This is a genomic window from Nocardia sp. CDC160 (assembly GCF_035818795.1).
GTDB lineage: Bacteria > Actinomycetota > Actinomycetes > Mycobacteriales > Mycobacteriaceae > Nocardia.
Genome location: NZ_JAYKYT010000002.1, coordinates 816,071 through 832,109 on the forward strand (window position 1 = coordinate 816,071; position 16,039 = coordinate 832,109).

Below are 16,039 nucleotides of genomic sequence, written 5' to 3' on the forward strand. Positions count from 1 at the left end.
TCAAGTCCGTGAGCCTACCCGCCAAAATGCCATTCTGGCAGGTCAGCCGGGGGTCACCAGTCCGGATTCGTAGGCGAGCACCACCGCCTGCGCGCGATCGCGCAGGTTCAACTTGGTGAAAACCTTCGACACGTGCGTCTTCACCGTTTGTTCGGCGACAAAAAGACTTTCGGCGATCTCGGCATTGGACATGCCGCGCGCCACCAACTCCAGCACCTCACGCTCGCGCGGGGTGAGCACCTCCAACTGCGGCGCGGGTGTGCGGCGGGCCCGGCGGCGGGTCACATCGGCGATGAGGCGGCGTGTCACCGTGGGCGCGAGCAGCGCGTCACCGGCGGCCACCACCCGGACCGCGCGCACCAGTTCCTCGGCGGGCGCGTCCTTGAGCAGGAATCCGCTGGCCCCGATGCCGAGCGCCTCGTACACGTAGTCGTCGATATCGAAGGTGGTGAGCATGAGCACCCGCACCGGCGGCTCGAACCCGGCCGACAGAATCGCGCGGGCCGCGTCGAGCCCGTTCATCTCCGGCATGCGGACATCCATCAGCACCACATCCGGGCGCAGCCGTTTCGCCTCGGCCACAGCGGCTTTCCCGTCCGCCGCGTCCCCGACCACGCTGATATCGGGCTGCGCGGCCAACAACGCCCCGAACCCCGCCCGCACCATCGCCTGGTCGTCGGCGATCAACACCGTTATCCCCACAGTCCCACCTCACGCACGCACCCGAGTTTGCCATGTCACGTCCGGACCGGCCTCCGCGACAGCAACTTCGCACCCAGGCGCGGGCCAGTGACTTTCCACTCGGTACGAGTCAGTGAGCCGAGGTCACCGGGATCAGCATTGCCAGGGGTAGGCGGGCTTGGACCTCGAACCCGCCGTCCGGGCGCGGTTCGGCGGTGAGTACGCCGCCGACGGCGGCCGCGCGGGTTTGCATTCCGGCGATGCCGCTGCCGGAGGTGCCCGAGTGGTCGCCGGGTCGCGCCGCGACCGCGCGGTCATTGGTCACCGCGAGGATGAGATCGGTTCCGCACGTGATGCGCACGCGGACCGCGGCCCCCGGCGCGTGCCGCGAGGCATTCGCCAAGGACTCCTGGACGATTCGGTACAGCGCGAGGCCCGTCGTCTCCGGCACCGTGTCCAGTTGGCCGTCCACGGTCCAGGTGATCGGTACGCCCGCGCGCAGCGCGCCCTCCAGCAGCTCCGGCACGTCGGCGGCGGAGGGCTGCGGCGCGTGTTCGGGCAGTTGGCCGTCGCTGCGCAGCACGCCGAGCATGCCGCGGATCTCATTGAGTGCCGCGCGGGCCCCTGTGCCGATGGACTCGAATTCGGCGCGCGCGTCCGGGGATAGGCCGCTGATCCGATAGGGCGCGGTCTGCGCCTGGACGACCACCATGGACATGTGGTGGGCCACCACATCGTGCAGGTCGCGGGCAATGCGGGCCTTCTCCTCGAGGATTGCGCGGCGCGCCCGCTCCAGCTCGGTCTCCTCCTCCGACTTCAGCAGGGCCTGCCGCGAGACCGCAACCCACCGAATGAGCAGGCCGAACACCACCAGGCCGGTAATGGCCAGCGGCCATCCGAAGCCGGATTCGGCGAAGCTGTCCCCGGTCTGCGCCATGGTGGTCGCGAACAACAGTGACGTGGAGACCCACACCACGGCCACCATGCGGATGGGGGCGCGCACCGCCACGGCGAAGACCAGCGCGAACAATGCCAGGATATGGATCACCTGGAAGGGGATGGTGTTCCCCGGCTGATGCGGCACCGCCAGCGCGATCAGCAGCGCCGACCCGGCCGAAACCGCCCATCCCAGCAGCGGATTCACGCGTAGTAGGAGAATCGGGAACGCCGCGAAACCCGCGATGAACGGCGCGGCCGCCGCGGGCACCTTGTGGGTGAGATGCAACGTCGGCCACGCCACCGCGATGAAGATGATCGCGAGCAACACCGTGAACGCGTCGACCCACTGTCGCGCCCGCAGCGCACGGGCCTGCCCAGACAACTTTCCGACCATGCCTTCGACGGTAGAGAACGCGCGCCTCGAACACCTCATACCCCCGATTGATCTAGTACCCCCTACCCCGGTACGACACCGCCGCGCCTCTCCCCCGCCCCGCCCATCCCAGAACCGCCCCACAGACCGACGCCCAGGTAGAAGCCCGATTCCTACCGTCGTTCCCATGAGAGCGCACCCGACGTCCACCAGGATTTCGCCCCGTTCCACCCGGTCCACCCCCAACTCATCTGGACCACGCGGCGGATCTGGCACCGCACTGCCCCGAGTCGGCGGTCAGCAGAGCGACGACCGCGCCCAGACGACCCGGCATCCCGAACCACACGTGAAAGCCGACGTGGCTCCGCTCGGGCAATCGGTCGACGGCCACCCGCGAGCGGGTCGCGGCGCGCGGTGGAACGGACTGCGCCGCATTGGAGTGCTCGCGGCCGCCGCGACGGTGGCCTGCTCGGCCGGCGTTGCGTTCGCTCCCGCCGCGGGCGCGGCGATCACCGGTCCGACGGTCCCGGAGAATGGCGCGGCACGCAACGGAATTCTGGAATCTGTTGCCGCGCAGCCGGATCCGGCCACGATCCCCGAGGACTTCGCCACCACCGCCGGTTATCGCCCGGTGGTCGAGGCCGGGATGCTGCTCAACCCCAACGGGAATTGCTCCTCCCCCGTCCCACTCCCCGCCGAGTTCGACCTGGCCTGCAAATCCCACGACCTCGGCTACGACCTGCTGCGCTACGCCGCCGCCCACGGCCAGCCGCTCGGACCTTGGGCCCGGCAAACCGTGGACGCCGCCCTCGAGCGCCGTATGCACGCCGCCTGCGACGCCCGCGAGAACCCGGTCTCCCGCGCCCAATGCCAGGTCATGGCGAGCATCGCCGCCACGGCCGTGGACCTGAACTCCATACGCCAGGACTACGGCGATCCGATCTACGAACCATTCTTCGAATCGACCGGCTCCACGCCTTCCCCGGCCACCCTCACCCTGTCTGCCATCGGCCTCGCCGTCGGATTGACCGTCGCGACAACCGTTCTCGTACGCCGAACCCGCACCGGGCGAACAGCATCCCCCGCCCCGGCGTACTCCACCCCGCGCCCCGTGGCTGTGAAGCTATGACCCAGACGACCGGCCTACCCCGCCTACGCCCAGACGGTATGGCCAAGGCCGCCGCATTGAGGCCCGAATCTCACCGCACCACTTCCGATCTCGATAACACCGGACGGCGGGAAGCCGTCGATCACGCCACGACGGATGCCACGACCGCCACGCGCCGCGCGACCGACTCCGAGTGCACGGGCTCCAGCGGCGCGGCGGAAACGAAGCTCGATACCGCGAATTCGGCGAGCGCGCATCGGGGCCTGCGTAGGCCGCGAATCCAGCTCGGACGGGTGCGGTTTCGCCTGCCCCGCGCCGGGACCAGCATTGCCGTGGCGGGAGGGGTGATCGTGTCGCTCGCGCCCGGGTTGTTGCCGCGGACGCCGTCGGCGCAGGGGATTCTGACCGCGCTCGTGGTGTTGATCGCATTGGGTCTTGCCGCGGTCGTTCGAATGGTGTTGCGCTGGAGTCGGTTCGGGGTCGCGCGCGTGCCGTACGGTCGGATGGCGGCGTTGGTCGTCTCGATACTGCTCGTCGGTGCCGCGATGGGATACGCCGAGCACTGGCAGAACGAATTGCGGACCGCCATGGGCGTCGGCGGGATAGGTCCGCGGTACTGGGCCGAATGGCTGCTGTGGACCGTGCCGCTGGTCGGCGTGTGCGTTGGTCTGGCACGCGGAGTGCGCTGGGTGGTACGGAGATTGGGGCGGGTGCGCAGTCTGGCCGCCGGGGTCGCCCTGCTCGTGGCCGGGCAGCTGGTGATCGTGCCGTCGGTGGTGGAGTGGCGCCAGCGTGCCTACGCCGCGGCCAACTCGTACGTGGATCCGGCGTTGGTGCAGCCGGATTCGCCGACCCGGTCGGGAAGTCCGGTGTCGATGGCGAGTTGGCCGTCCTTGGGTGCCCAGGGCCGGAAGTTCGTGGCCGGGACGCCGGGCCGGGCGGTCCGAGTTTATGTCGGCTTGAATTCCGCGCCCGATCTGGATGCCCGGGTGGCGCTGGCCATTCGGGAGTTGGAGCGAACCGGCGGATTCCAGCGACGGAATCTGGTGGTGGCGGTCCCCACCGGATCGGGCTGGATCGACAGTGACGCCGCGAAGGGTCTGGATGCGCGCTTCGGCGGGGATGTGGCCCTGGTGGGTCTGCAATATTCGGACGCGCCGAGCTGGGTCACCTTCGTCTTCGGCCGCCATGCCGCCGAGGAATCGGCGCGCGCGCTGTTCCGCGCCGTGGAGCAACGGATTTCGACCCTGCCGGACCCGCCGAAGCTCTACATCTACGGGCAGAGCCTCGGTGCGCTCGGCGGCAGCTCGGTCTTCACCGATGACGCCGACGAGGACAGCCGCACCTGCGGCGCGCTCTGGGCGGGGCCACCGGCGGGCGATGTCCACCACGGCCGCGCGGCGATCCTCGCGAACGCCTCCGATCCGGTGGTCCGGTGGTCGCCGTCGCTGCTCTGGCGCGCACCCGATCTCACCGGCACCCGCCCGGACGCCCCTGTCCCCCCGTGGATTCCGGTGATCAGCTTCCTACAGACCACCGCGGACCTACTGGGCGCACTCGATGCCCCGCCCGGCCACGGTCACCGCTACGGCACCGACCAGGGCACGGTACTGCCGGGCTGCTGAGCCGCCGCGCGGAATTCCCGACCGAAGTCGGCGGCCAGCCGTTCGATGGCGGCCGCCGCGTCGAGCCGGGCGCGCCACGTCTGCGGAATGGCGTTCACGCCGAGCCGCGTGCCGAGCAGCGCACCGCAGATCGCGCCGGTCGAATCGCTGTCACCGGAGTGATTGACCGACAGCAGCACCCCGTTGCGGAAGATCTGTTCCGGTGTGCCACCGACATTCTCGGCGCACACCGCCGCGCACACACCCAGCGCCAGCGCCTCGGACCCGATGACCCCGGACCCGAGCCGCTCCAGCACCCCGGGCACCGGCATCGGCCGTCCCCGAAACGCCACCGTGTCCGCCAGCCGCACGGCCGCGTCCAGCGCCTGCGCAGTCTCCTCGTGATCGCGGTGCCGAACCAGCTGCGCCCGAGCCTGTTCCAGCGCCGCCCGCACATCCAGCCCCCGGCACAGCCCGAAGACCGTCGCCGCCAGCGTCCCCGCGGGCAACCAGCCACCGGGATTGCCGTGGGTGAGCGCCGCCGCGTCACAGGCCAATTCGAACGCGTAGTCCATCGACGGCATGAGCCCGCACGGCGCGGACCGCACCACCGCCGCACACCCCTTGGAGTCGTTGATCGGATGCTCCCGCGTGCCCAGTGGAACCTCGGGCCGCTGTCGCGCCGCCACCCGTCGCATGGCCGAGATCGTGGTCTGCGTCGGCCCGCGATTGGTCATCAGTTCCGGATACCCGGTCAACCCGCTCTGCAAGGGCACCGGCTGCTCCGGCAATGCCCCCTGCCCCTGACCGCGCAGCCACACCAGCAGGTTCTCCTGAATCAAGCCCACCGTGGCCGTGGTTCCCGGCTCCCGGGTCCGCGCGCCCCGGATGAGCGCCTCCATGGTGAACAGCGCCAACTGCGTCTCATCGGAGATCCGCCCCTTGAAGCCGCTCCCCTCCCCCGTGACCCCCGCAACCCCGTAGCGCTGCTGGATGTTCGGCAGCAGCATGGTCTCGATCGGCGCGCCCAGCGCATCACCGACCGCCCCGCCGAACAGACAGCCGAGCACCGTCTCCTCACGCGGCACCCAGGCCGCCGCGGTCGTGCGCGGCCGCCGCACCAGCGACACCGGTTCGGCCACGGTCTCCCACGCGGTCTGCGCGAATTCGAAACAGGTCTCGTAGCGATCCCGCGGATCCTTCGCCAACGCCTTGTGCAGCACGGCATTCAATTCCCGCGGCAGCTCGGGCCGGTAGTAGCTGACATCCGGCGGCGGCGACTGCAGGTGCCCGAGCATGACGGTCGCGATATTCGGCGCGTCGAACGGCCCGCGCCCGGTGAGCAGCCGAAACAGCGTGCAGGCCAACGAGTATTGATCCGAGCGCGGCCCCATGGGCGCGGAGGTCAACTGCTCGGGCGAGGCATAGGCGAGGGTGGCGTTCAGCGTGCCGGTGCGGGTCAGATGCGCGGTGTCGTCGAGCACCCGCGCGATCCCGAAGTCGCTCAACAGCGCCCGCTCGGTGAATCCGGTCCCGATCCCGCCCGAGCGCGACAGCAGGATATTGGCGGGCTTCACATCCCGATGCAGCACGCCGCGCTCGTGCGCGTAATCCAGTGCGGCCGCGGTCTGCACCACAATCGCGACCGCCCGGTCCGGTGTCAGGTCATACGGATCGATGGTCGCGCAATCCACGCCGTCCACGTACTGCATGGCGATCCACAGCTGCTCGTCCTCATCGCCGCGGTCGTAGACGGTAATGATGTTGGGGTGGTCGAGCTGGGCGACCACATCGGCTTCCCGCTCGAACCGCTTGCGGGTCTCGTTCTCCCCGAACAGCTCCCGGTGCAGCAGTTTGAGCGCGATCAGCCGGGGCAGGCGCGGGTGGCGAGCAGCGTACACCGATCCCATTCCCCCACGGCCCACTTCGCGCTCGATCACGTAGCCAGCGAAGACCTCGCCGCGTCGCAACATCCCCTGCAGAACCCTTCACACATGCCGGACCAGAGCCAGCCTACCGGTCTGGACCGACACGCCGCAGGCATTGCCGAATCGCCGAGCGGGGTGACGGGTCGGCCCCCACCGGATGCACCGGCGGGGGCCGAATTCGCTTGCGGGAAGCGCTCGATCAGGCGATCGGGCCGCGGGCCGCCTCGTAGGCCGCGCCGACGCGGTACAGGCGGTCGTCGGCCAGGGCCGGGGCCATGATCTGCAGACCGACCGGCATGCCGTCGTCGGCGCTCAGGCCGGACGGGACCGACATGGCGCAGTGCCCGGCCAGGTTGGTGGGCAGGGTGCACAGGTCGGACAGGTACATGGCCAGCGGGTCGTTGACCTTCTCGCCCAGCTTCCACGGGGTGAACGGGCTGGTCGGCGAGACCAGCACGTCGACGGTCTCGTAGGCCTTGTCGAAGTCCTGCGCGATCAGGGTGCGGACCTTGTTGGCCTGGCCGTAGTAGGCGTCGTAGTAACCGGCCGAGAGCGCGTAGGTGCCGATCATGATGCGGCGCTTGACCTCCGGACCCAGCCCGGCCTCACGGGTCATGGACATGACCTGCTCGGCGGAGTGCGTGCCGTCGTCGCCGACGCGCAGGCCGTAGCGCATGGCGTCGAAGCGCGCCAGGTTCGAGGACACCTCGGACGGCAGGATCAGGTAGTAGGCGGGCAGCGCGTACTCGAAGTGCGGACACGACACCTCGATCACCTCCGCGCCCAGATCCTTCAGCTGCGCGACCGCGGCATCGAAGGAGGAGATGACGCCGGGCTGGTAGGAGTCGGAGTGAAGTTCCTTCACCACACCGACTTTCACGCCCTTCAGATCACCCTTGGCACCCTCGCGGGCCGCGGCGACCACCGGCGGCACCGGTACATTGCGGGAGGTCGAGTCCTTCGGGTCGTAGCCCGCGATGACCTCGTGCAGCAGCGCGGTGTCCAACACGGTGCGGCCGCACGGGCCACCCTGATCCAGCGAGGAGGCGCAGGCGACCAGGCCGTAGCGGGACACGGTGCCGTAGGTCGGCTTGGTGCCGACGGTCGCGGTGACCGCGGCGGGCTGACGGATCGAGCCGCCGGTGTCGGTGCCGATGGCCAGCGGAGCCTGGTAGGAGGCGAGCGCGGCGGCCGAGCCACCACCCGAACCACCCGGAATCCGGTCGGTATCCCAGGGATTGCGCGTCGGACCGTACGCGGAGTTCTCGGTCGAGGAACCCATGGCGAACTCGTCCATGTTCGTCTTGCCGAGAATCGGGATGCCCGCGGCGCGCAGCTTGGTGGTCAGCGTCGCGTCATAGGGCGACACCCAGCCCTCGAGCATCTTCGACCCGCAGGTGGTCGGCATGTCGGTGGTGGTGAAAACGTCCTTGAGCGCCAAGGGAACACCGGCCAGCGGCGAGGCGACGGTGCCGCCCGCGACCTGCCGGTCGATCTCGGCGGCGGTGACGAGCGCCTGCTCCCCGGCCACGTGCAGGAAGGCGTTGATCTCCCCGTCGACTTCCGCGATGCGCCGAATGTGCGCCTCGGTCACCTCGACCGCGGACACCTCGCGCGAGTGGATCTTGTCCGCGAGATCGGCCGCGGACAGTTTGGTCAGGTCTGTCATTCGCCCTCTCCCAGAATCTGCGGAACCATGAACCGCTGCTCCTCGACCGCCGGAGCCATGGCGAGCGCCTGCTCCGGGGTCAGGCAGGGCTGCTCCACGTCCGGGCGGGTGACATTGGTCTCCGGATTCGGGGATGCGGTGGCGGGCACGTCGGCGGCGGCGACCTGCGAGATCTGTGCGACGTGGGTCAGGATGGAATCCAGCTGACCGGCGTACAGATCGAGTTCGTCGTCCGTCAAAGCGAGCCGGGACAGCCGGGCGAGGTGAGCGACCTCGTCCCTGGAGATGGCGGGCACCGCGGGACCCCTTTCGGCATGGTTCGAGCTTGGTGATTGGCCATCCCACAGCCTAGTGGGTCTGTTCCGGCCACCGGTCGCAGGTGTGCGCGAGACCTGGCAACATCAATGTGTAACCGATGGGTAAGTGGCCCGCCTCACATCGAACCTTCGATTCGATAACCAGCTCTCGAGGGTGTAAGTATTGCGGGACTCGGGTACCCGTCCGAAAGTTTCGGTGGCAAAGGAAAGAAAGGAAGGCACGTGTCATACCTGCTTCGCGTGCAACTTCCGGATCGCCCGGGAAGTCTCGGATCTCTCGCCCTCGCATTGGGTTCCGTCGGCGCGGACATTCTCTCGCTGGATGTCGTGGAGCGCGGCGACGGCTTCGCGATCGACGACATTGTGGTGGAGGTGCCCGCGGGCGCGCTGCCCGACACCCTCATCACCGCGGCCGAATCACTGCACGATGTGCAGGTCGATTCGCTGCGGCCGTATTCCGGAATTCTGGATACGCACCGAGAGCTCGAGCTGATCGATCAAGTCGCCAATGCGCGCGACGATCGGCTGCAGGTGCTGGTCGACGGTGCGCCCCGGGTGCTGCGGGTGGGTTGGTCGACCGTCATCGACATGGGTCCGCAGGGTGCCTACCGGGTGGTGGGTTCGCAGAGCGCGCCCTCGACGCAGGCGGGTTCCGCGCCGTGGATGCCCTTGGAGAAGCCCGCCGTGCTCGACGGCGAGGGTGACTGGGTGCCGCAGCTATGGAAGGACATGGACACCAAGCTGGCGGCCGCGCCGCTGGGCAATAGCGGCAAGGTGCTGCTGCTGGGCCGACCGGGCGGGCCGGATTTCCGGCCGTCGGAGGTCGCGCGGCTCGGGTATCTGGCCGGGATCATTGCCACCGTGCTGGGCTGAATAGCACTGCCCCACAACACTTCACGCCCCTGTCGGAATTTCGGCAGGGGCGTTGTCGCGTCCGCGGCCGGGCCATGGCCGTGACCCCGTCGGAGCGCTGCTTCGCCGCCCGCCCCGCCATCTACGGTCTCACTCAGTAGATTCACAGGCTTTACCTACTATTCAACTACGTAGAACAACTACGGTTGCACTCAGTAGGCAAGTCACCGACGTGACCTGAACCGGCAAGCAGAGAGGCAATGAAGCCATGCCGCAAGCCCATCGATCACGCCCGACCATCCGACGACTGAGTCTGGCGCTCGCCCCACTCGCGGGCGCGGCCGCCACCGTCCTCGCCGCCGGGCCCGCCGCCGCGGAATCCCTGTCGCGCGGCACCGATTCGTCCACCGCGTCCAGCCCGTCAGGGACACTCTCCGGCTGCGGCCTCACCGGCGACACCGCCACCGGCAACGGCGCACCCACCGGCCGCTCCGGCACCGGCATCATCACCCACGGCGACGACCCCACCGGCGTACACGCCAACGACCCCTTCGGCTACTACCACTCGGACATGAATCCCGTTCTGCAGAACCAACATCCGCGCCCACCGAGCACCCCCGCGGAACCGGCCCCGCAACCCCTGAAGGCCCGCGCGGGCAGTCCCTCCACCTGGTCCCCCTCCTGGAGCGAAGACGGCAAGTCCTACACCGTCTGCCGCCCCCTCGCCACCTACTGCTGAGCTCACCGCGACCAGGCACACCCCAGGGAGCCCAAATGCCCACCACACCAACCAAATCCACGAGATTCGACCAATTCGAAGCCACATGCGGACACGGTCGACCGACTGTTGCGCAACTAGCCCGAGCGACCCGCGGTGGTCGCCGCCTCGGCCGAATCGCCGCCGCACCGATCGCGATTGCCGCGCTGGCCGTCGGCGGACTGCCCGTCGCCGCGAGCGCGGATGCGGCGGAACTGGAGGACCGGCGGGCGCGGGTGAGCAATGGATGTCTCTGGGCGGGAAAGACTTACGCGCAGGACGCCACTGTCGCAGCGGGCGGCACGAGTTTCCGATGCGGCACCGAAGCCGCCATGCCGCACTGGTTCGCGACCGCGCCGACCAACCAGCCGGATACCGTGCCGACCCCCGGCGCGATCGCCAGCCCCGTCGGCCAATTCAGCTCCGGCGCAAGGCAACCCGGCACCAGCTACACCGACTACTGCGTCGGCAACCAACTGATCCCCGGCACCGACGACGTCTACCAGGTCGTCCGAGTCTCCAGCGGCAAGCTGATATGGAAGGCCGCCCACCCCATCTCGGAGTGGACCTTCCACGGCCCGCCACCCGCCCCGACCTGGCGCACCACCGCCCTCTGCATCGACGGCGTCCTCACCTAGGACGACAGACGAGCACCTCCGTCACCCTTTCGGTTCACCGAGCCCCACGACCATTGCCCGCACCGGATTCGCGGGCCCGCGAGGTTGGCTGGCTCGGCCCTCAGGGCCGAGCCGGTCCGCCGCAATCCGGCGAATTGTCAGAGGGCCAGGCGCATGACGGTCAACGGCAGTCCAGCCATGGTGCGCCAATCCCGTCCGGGGACATGGACGAAGCCGAGGCGGTCGTACATGCGCCGGGCGTCCTGCATGGTGGGCATGGTCGTGAGGACGACCGCTTCGAAGCCCTCCACCCGGGCGGTATCGATGACCTTCTCGAGGAGGGCAGTACCAATACCGAGCCCCCGCGCCCGCTTGGACACCGCGAGCATGCGGAATTCGAACTCACCGTCCCGCGCAATATCCGCGTAGGGCGTGCCCGGCCGGGCCATGGTGAGCGAGCCAAGCACCTCATCCCCCCGCACCGCCACCAAAATCTCGGCCGATTCGGCCCGAGTGGCCGTGTCCGCAAGCTCTGCGACATAAGGACTTTGCGGATTCACATGCCCCTCCCCCACATACACCTCCACGGTCAACTCCCCCACCGCCGCGAAGTCCCCAACCTCGGCATCCCGAATCACCACACCACCACGCTCATCCGCACCCATCACAACTCCATCCTCACTTCGCAAACACACACCACGCCACGGATTTACGAGACGGCTTCGGGGCCGCCCTCGAGGAGTTTGACGAAGCCTTCCTCGTCGAGGATCGGGACGCCGAGTTCCTCTGCCTTGTCGGCTTTGGAGCCGGGGGAATCGCCGATCACGACGAAAGCCGTTTTCTTCGAGACGGATCCGGCGGCCTTGCCGCCGCGGACGAGGATGGCCTCCTTCGCACCGTCGCGGGTGAAGTTCTGCAAGGAACCGGTCACCACGATGGACAGGCCCTCGAGGTTGCGTTCGATGGACTCGTCGCGCTCGTCCTGCATGCGAACCCCGGCGGCCGCCCACTTGTCGACAATGTCGAGATGCCAAGGCACGGTGAACCATTCGGTCACCGCGGCGGCGATGGTCGGGCCGACGCCGTCGGTGGCGGCCAGTTCCTCGGCCGAGGCCTCGCGTATGCGATCCATGCTGCCGAAGGCCGTTGCCAGCGCGCGGGCGGCGGTGGGACCGCAGTGGCGAATGGACAAGCCGACCAGTACTCGCCAGAGCGGTCGATCCTTGGCGGTCTCCAAATTCTCCAGCAGCCGTTTGCCATTCGCGGACAGGGTGCCGTTCTTATTGGTGAACAGCGTAGTGGTGAGCAGCTTGTCCTCATCGAGCGAGAACAGATCGCCCTCATCGGCGATCGCGCCCGACTTCAGCAGGTCGATGGCGGCCTCGTACCCCAGCGCCTCGATATCGAACGCGCCGCGCCCGGCCACGTGGAACACCCGCTCCCGCAACTGCGCCGGGCAGTACTGCTGGTTCGGGCAGCGAATATCGGCGTCGCCCTCCTTGGCCGGGGCCAATTCCGTCCCGCATTCCGGGCAGTGCGTCGGCATGACGAAGGCGCGCTCGGACCCGTCCCGCGCGTCGACCACCGGGCCGAGCACCTCGGGAATCACATCACCGGCCTTGCGAATGGTGACGGTGTCGCCAATGAGCACGCCCTTGCGCTGCACCTCCGAGGCATTGTGCAGCGTCGCCATGGCCACGGTGGAACCCGCCACCGTGACAGGTCGCATGACCGCGAACGGCGTAACCCGGCCCGTGCGACCGACATTCACCTGAATGTCGAGCAGCTTGGTGGTGGCCTCCTCCGGCGGGTACTTGTAGGCGATGGCCCAGCGCGGTGCGCGCGAGGTCGCCCCCAGGCGGCGCTGCAGGCTGAACTCGTCGACCTTGATGACCTGGCCGTCGATCTCGTGCTCGATATCGTGGCGGTGCTCGCCCCAGTACTTGATGCGCTCGACCACCGCGTCCGCGCCCTGGACCCGCACCGTGTGCGCCGATACCGGCAGCCCCCACGCGGCCAGCGCCCGATACGCCTCGTACTGCGATTCCGGCGAGAACCCCTCCAGCCGACCGAATCCGTGGCAGATCATGCGCAGCCGCCGCCGCGCCGTCACCGCCGGATCCTTCTGCCGTAGCGACCCGGCCGCGGTATTGCGCGGATTCGCATACGGCGGTTTGCCTTCCGCGACGATGGCGGCATTGAGCGATTCGAAATCGGCCAGCGTCATGAACGCCTCGCCGCGCACCTCCAGCAGCTTGGGCACCGGGAAGTCGTCGCTGTGGGTCAGCTCGTGCGGGATGTCCTCGATGGTGCGCGCGTTGAGCGTGACGTCCTCACCGGTGCGGCCGTCGCCGCGGGTCGCGCCGCGGACCAGTTTGCCGTCCTCGTACACCAGGTTGAGTGCGACACCGTCGATCTTCACCTCGCACACATAGTGGATGTCGGCCCCGGTGTCGGCCTCCACCTTGGCGATCCACTGCCGCATCTCGTCCTCGTTGAAGACGTTGTCCAGCGAGTACATCCGCTCCAGGTGATCCACCGGCGCGAACTCGGTGGTGAAGCCGCCGCCGACCACCTGGGTCGGGGAATCCGGGGTGCGTAGATCCGGGTGCGCCTCCTCGAGCGCGACCAGCCGATTGAACAGCGCGTCGAACTCGCCATCGGTAATGATCGGCGCGTCCCGCACGTAGTAGCGGAACTGGTGGTCGCGGACCTCCTCGGCCAGCCGCTGCCACTCGACCCGCTCGTCCCCGCTCGCCGCGGTGATCTCCAACCCAGATTCGCTCACATCAGGCACTCTATCGCTCCCCACCGACACCGTTGATCAACATTCCCGCACGTCGCGCCGTGTTACCCACGGGCAGGGCGGTGATTTCCGGCTCGCGGGAACAGCCCCGCGATCACCCGGGTTCCACCACGTATGGACCTCGCCAAGGCTCTCGATTTCGCGCGCTCCCACCAGGGTTCGGTGCTCACCACCATTCGACGCGATACCCGTCCGCAGCTGTCCAATGTCACGCATTGGGTCGGCGAGGACGGCCTCATCCGCATCTCGATCACCGCCGACCGTGCCAAGTACCACAATCTGCGCCGCGTGCCCTGGGCCGCCCTCCACGTGACCAGCAAGGACTTCTGGTCCTACGCCGTCCTCGAGGGCGACACCGAACTCTCCCCCGTCGCCGCCGACCCGCACGACGCCACCGTCGAGGAACTCATCACCTACTACCGCGCCCTCAGCGGCGAACACCCCGACTGGGACGACTACCGCCGCGCCATGGTCGCCGACCGCCGCGCCGTCGTCCGCTTCACCCCCACCCGCGCCTACGGCGCCCTCCGCTGAGACTCGGCTGACCCGCTGACGCCCCGCTGTCCCGCTGGCGCACAGCGGCATTCGGCCACCACCTCGCAACCCCGCCGTCATGTCCGAATAAGGTGAGTCGCATTTCCGACCCGCTACCGGCAGGATGTCCAAGGTGTTGCGTAGTTTTCAGGTGACGAACCATCGGTCGCTCGCCGAACCGCAGGAACTGCGGCTGACCAGAGGTAGCGGGCCGGTCGCCACACCGGTCACGGCCGTGTACGGCGCGGCCGCCACCGGCAAGACCGGGCTCATCGACGCGCTCGAGAAGATGCGCGACGCGGTCTTGAACTCGGTCACCGGATGGGACCCGTACTCCGGGCCGGTGCGCACACCGCATCTCGGATTCGCGGACCGCCCTTCGGAATTCGTCGCGAACTTCATTGCCGAGGGCTGCCCGTACACCTACGGCTTCCGGCTCGACAATGCCGACGTGGCCGCCGAGTGGCTGCACTCGCATCCGCACAATCGCAAGCGCGTGGTGTTCGAGCGCGCCGGGGACGATATTCGCATCGGCCCCATGTTCGAGGCCGCTCGGTACGGTTTGGGGGCGGTGGTGCCGCTGGTGCGGCCGAATGCCTTGCTGCTCAGCCTGTCCGGGCAGCTGTACGCCGAACCGCTGGTGCCCGCCTACCGCTGGTTCCAGTCGCTGCTGGAAGTGCAGTGCGGGCAACCGGATACGTCGGACATCGCGCACCGGGTGGGCGCGCACATCTCCCGCTCCACCGACCACGCGGTACGCCTGCTGACGCTGCTGCGCGCCGCCGACCTCGGCATCACCGATCTGCTGCTGCCGTCGGACGACCCCATGTACGCCGACTACCTGCGCGACCTGGACACCGATATCGCCGCCACCACAAAGGAAATCGAGTCCTGCACCACCTCGGCCAACTACGCCGAGGAGATGTTCCTCGAACACGGCATCACCGTCACCCTGCTGCAGCGCGAACTGGCCAACCTCTACGCCGCCCGCGACGCGCTGTACTCGCGCATGGTGGCGCGCCGCGGCGTCGGGCTGGGCCTCACCCACGAGGGCATCGAGACCGCCTTCGACATCACCGACGAGTCCAGCGCCACCCTGGCCATGCTGCGCCTGCTCCCGCCCATGCTCGACGCCCTCGACACCGGCGGCGTGCTGGCGGTCGACGATATCGACGCGGCGCTGACCCCGGAGACCGCCGACAGCCTGATCCAGCTGTTCCAGAACCCCGAAACCAATACCCAGGGCGCGCAACTGGTGTTCACCACCGCCAACCGGACCCTGATCGACCGGGGCAACGGACGGTCGCAGAGCAAGCGCACGACGGTCTGGCAGCTACGCCGCCACGAAGGCGTCTCCGAACTCACCGCCCAGTAGGCCGGAGCCGCCCAACCGTGCTTGGCCACCACCCCGCCTAGCATGGAGGTCATGCTCACGCAGCTGATGTTCGTCCTGCTGATCGGCACCGCCCTGGCCGCCGCGCTGGTGTACTACCGCCGCGGCAACGGCGGCGGCTTCCGCGCCCGCCCCGGCAGCCCGATGGGCGCCTTCGGGAACGCCTCGCCCGTGGGGCTGGAGTCCGGAACCCTCTATGTGACCGGCGTGAGCCCCCGCCCCGACGCACCCGGCGAGCAGTACGTGACCATCAGCGGCAGCATCTCCGGCCCCTCGGTCGTGGCCCACGAGGTCTACGGCCGCTTCGCCTGGGACACCTTCCAATGGCCCGCCATCGGCGACCAGATCCCCGTCATGTATCCCTCCGGCAAGCCCGACAAGTGGCAGCTCGACCATCCGGGCGTCCGCCCCTACTTCGGCTCGAAGCGGCCGAAGGGCCAGGGCTACTGACCTTTCGGTTC

Annotated in this window: 15 protein-coding genes; 8 read left to right on the forward strand and 7 right to left on the reverse strand. The window is 68.7% G+C overall.

Annotated elements, in window-relative coordinates; genetic code table 11:
* Nucleotides 1-42 precede the first annotated feature (42 nt).
* The gene (locus VMT40_RS11240; RefSeq protein ID WP_326357914.1) at nucleotides 43-702 is read right to left on the reverse strand and encodes a response regulator transcription factor; all 660 of its coding nucleotides are present in this window, start codon (nucleotides 700-702) and stop codon (nucleotides 43-45) included.
* A 109-nt stretch (nucleotides 703-811) separates the two neighbouring features.
* Nucleotides 812-2,014 (reverse strand): sensor histidine kinase, encoded by a 1,203-nt coding sequence (locus VMT40_RS11245; RefSeq protein WP_326357915.1) that lies wholly within the window; start codon nucleotides 2,012-2,014, stop codon nucleotides 812-814.
* Between the two features lie 325 nt (nucleotides 2,015-2,339).
* On the opposite strand from VMT40_RS11245, the gene VMT40_RS11250 reads away from it, so the two are divergent.
* The gene (locus VMT40_RS11250) at nucleotides 2,340-3,122 is read left to right on the forward strand and encodes a hypothetical protein (protein ID WP_326357916.1); all 783 of its coding nucleotides are present in this window, start codon (nucleotides 2,340-2,342) and stop codon (nucleotides 3,120-3,122) included.
* Nucleotides 3,119-4,726 (forward strand): alpha/beta-hydrolase family protein, encoded by a 1,608-nt coding sequence (locus VMT40_RS11255; RefSeq protein WP_326357917.1) that lies wholly within the window; start codon nucleotides 3,119-3,121, stop codon nucleotides 4,724-4,726. The genes VMT40_RS11250 and VMT40_RS11255 overlap by 4 nt, the downstream gene beginning before the upstream one ends.
* On the opposite strand, the gene VMT40_RS11260 is transcribed toward VMT40_RS11255, so the two are convergent.
* From VMT40_RS11260 to gatC, 3 genes are all read right to left on the reverse strand, one after another.
* Nucleotides 4,687-6,678, reverse strand: coding sequence for an ADP-ribosylglycohydrolase family protein (locus VMT40_RS11260; RefSeq protein ID WP_326357918.1), 1,992 nt, complete (start codon nucleotides 6,676-6,678; stop codon nucleotides 4,687-4,689). The genes VMT40_RS11255 and VMT40_RS11260 overlap by 40 nt on opposite strands.
* A 154-nt stretch (nucleotides 6,679-6,832) precedes the next feature.
* Nucleotides 6,833-8,302 (reverse strand): Asp-tRNA(Asn)/Glu-tRNA(Gln) amidotransferase subunit GatA, encoded by a 1,470-nt coding sequence (gatA, locus tag VMT40_RS11265; RefSeq protein WP_326357919.1) that lies wholly within the window; start codon nucleotides 8,300-8,302, stop codon nucleotides 6,833-6,835.
* Nucleotides 8,299-8,598: an Asp-tRNA(Asn)/Glu-tRNA(Gln) amidotransferase subunit GatC gene (gene gatC / locus VMT40_RS11270; RefSeq protein ID WP_033087118.1), complete on the reverse strand. Its 300-nt coding sequence runs from the start codon at nucleotides 8,596-8,598 to the stop codon at nucleotides 8,299-8,301. Before gatC ends, gatA begins: the two co-directional genes overlap by 4 nt.
* Nucleotides 8,599-8,841: 243 nt before the next feature.
* Here gatC and VMT40_RS11275 point away from each other — a divergent pair, with 243 nt between their 5' ends.
* The 3 genes from VMT40_RS11275 (at nucleotide 8,842) to VMT40_RS11285 (ending at nucleotide 10,866) form a co-directional block, all read left to right on the forward strand.
* On the forward strand, nucleotides 8,842-9,492 hold the full coding sequence (locus tag VMT40_RS11275) for an amino acid-binding protein (protein WP_326309047.1): 651 nt from the start codon (nucleotides 8,842-8,844) through the stop codon (nucleotides 9,490-9,492).
* Nucleotides 9,493-9,739: 247 nt separating this feature from the next.
* Complete coding sequence (locus VMT40_RS11280; protein ID WP_326357920.1) at nucleotides 9,740-10,210, forward strand: hypothetical protein; 471 nt, start codon at nucleotides 9,740-9,742, stop codon at nucleotides 10,208-10,210.
* A 35-nt stretch (nucleotides 10,211-10,245) separates the two neighbouring features.
* Nucleotides 10,246-10,866 (forward strand): hypothetical protein, encoded by a 621-nt coding sequence (locus VMT40_RS11285; protein WP_326357921.1) that lies wholly within the window; start codon nucleotides 10,246-10,248, stop codon nucleotides 10,864-10,866.
* Nucleotides 10,867-11,003: 137 nt separating this feature from the next.
* Here the strand turns inward: VMT40_RS11285 and VMT40_RS11290 are convergent, their stop codons facing one another.
* A complete protein-coding gene (locus tag VMT40_RS11290; protein ID WP_326357922.1) occupies nucleotides 11,004-11,510 on the reverse strand; it encodes a GNAT family N-acetyltransferase in 507 nt (168 codons plus the stop codon).
* Between the two features lie 44 nt (nucleotides 11,511-11,554).
* Entirely contained in the window at nucleotides 11,555-13,633 is a 2,079-nt protein-coding gene (gene ligA / locus VMT40_RS11295) for an NAD-dependent DNA ligase LigA (RefSeq protein WP_442789950.1), read from the reverse strand.
* 132 nt (nucleotides 13,634-13,765) lie between these two features.
* Here ligA and VMT40_RS11300 point away from each other — a divergent pair, with 132 nt between their 5' ends.
* The 3 genes from VMT40_RS11300 to VMT40_RS11310 all read left to right on the forward strand — a co-directional run bounded on the left by VMT40_RS11300 (nucleotide 13,766) and on the right by VMT40_RS11310 (nucleotide 16,028).
* Entirely contained in the window at nucleotides 13,766-14,185 is a 420-nt protein-coding gene (locus tag VMT40_RS11300; RefSeq protein ID WP_326357923.1) for a PPOX class F420-dependent oxidoreductase, read from the forward strand.
* Between the two features lie 133 nt (nucleotides 14,186-14,318).
* Nucleotides 14,319-15,560, forward strand: coding sequence for an AAA family ATPase (locus VMT40_RS11305; RefSeq protein WP_442789951.1), 1,242 nt, complete (start codon nucleotides 14,319-14,321; stop codon nucleotides 15,558-15,560).
* A 162-nt stretch (nucleotides 15,561-15,722) separates the two neighbouring features.
* Entirely contained in the window at nucleotides 15,723-16,028 is a 306-nt protein-coding gene (locus VMT40_RS11310; protein ID WP_326358580.1) for a hypothetical protein, read from the forward strand.
* Nucleotides 16,029-16,039 lie beyond the last annotated feature (11 nt).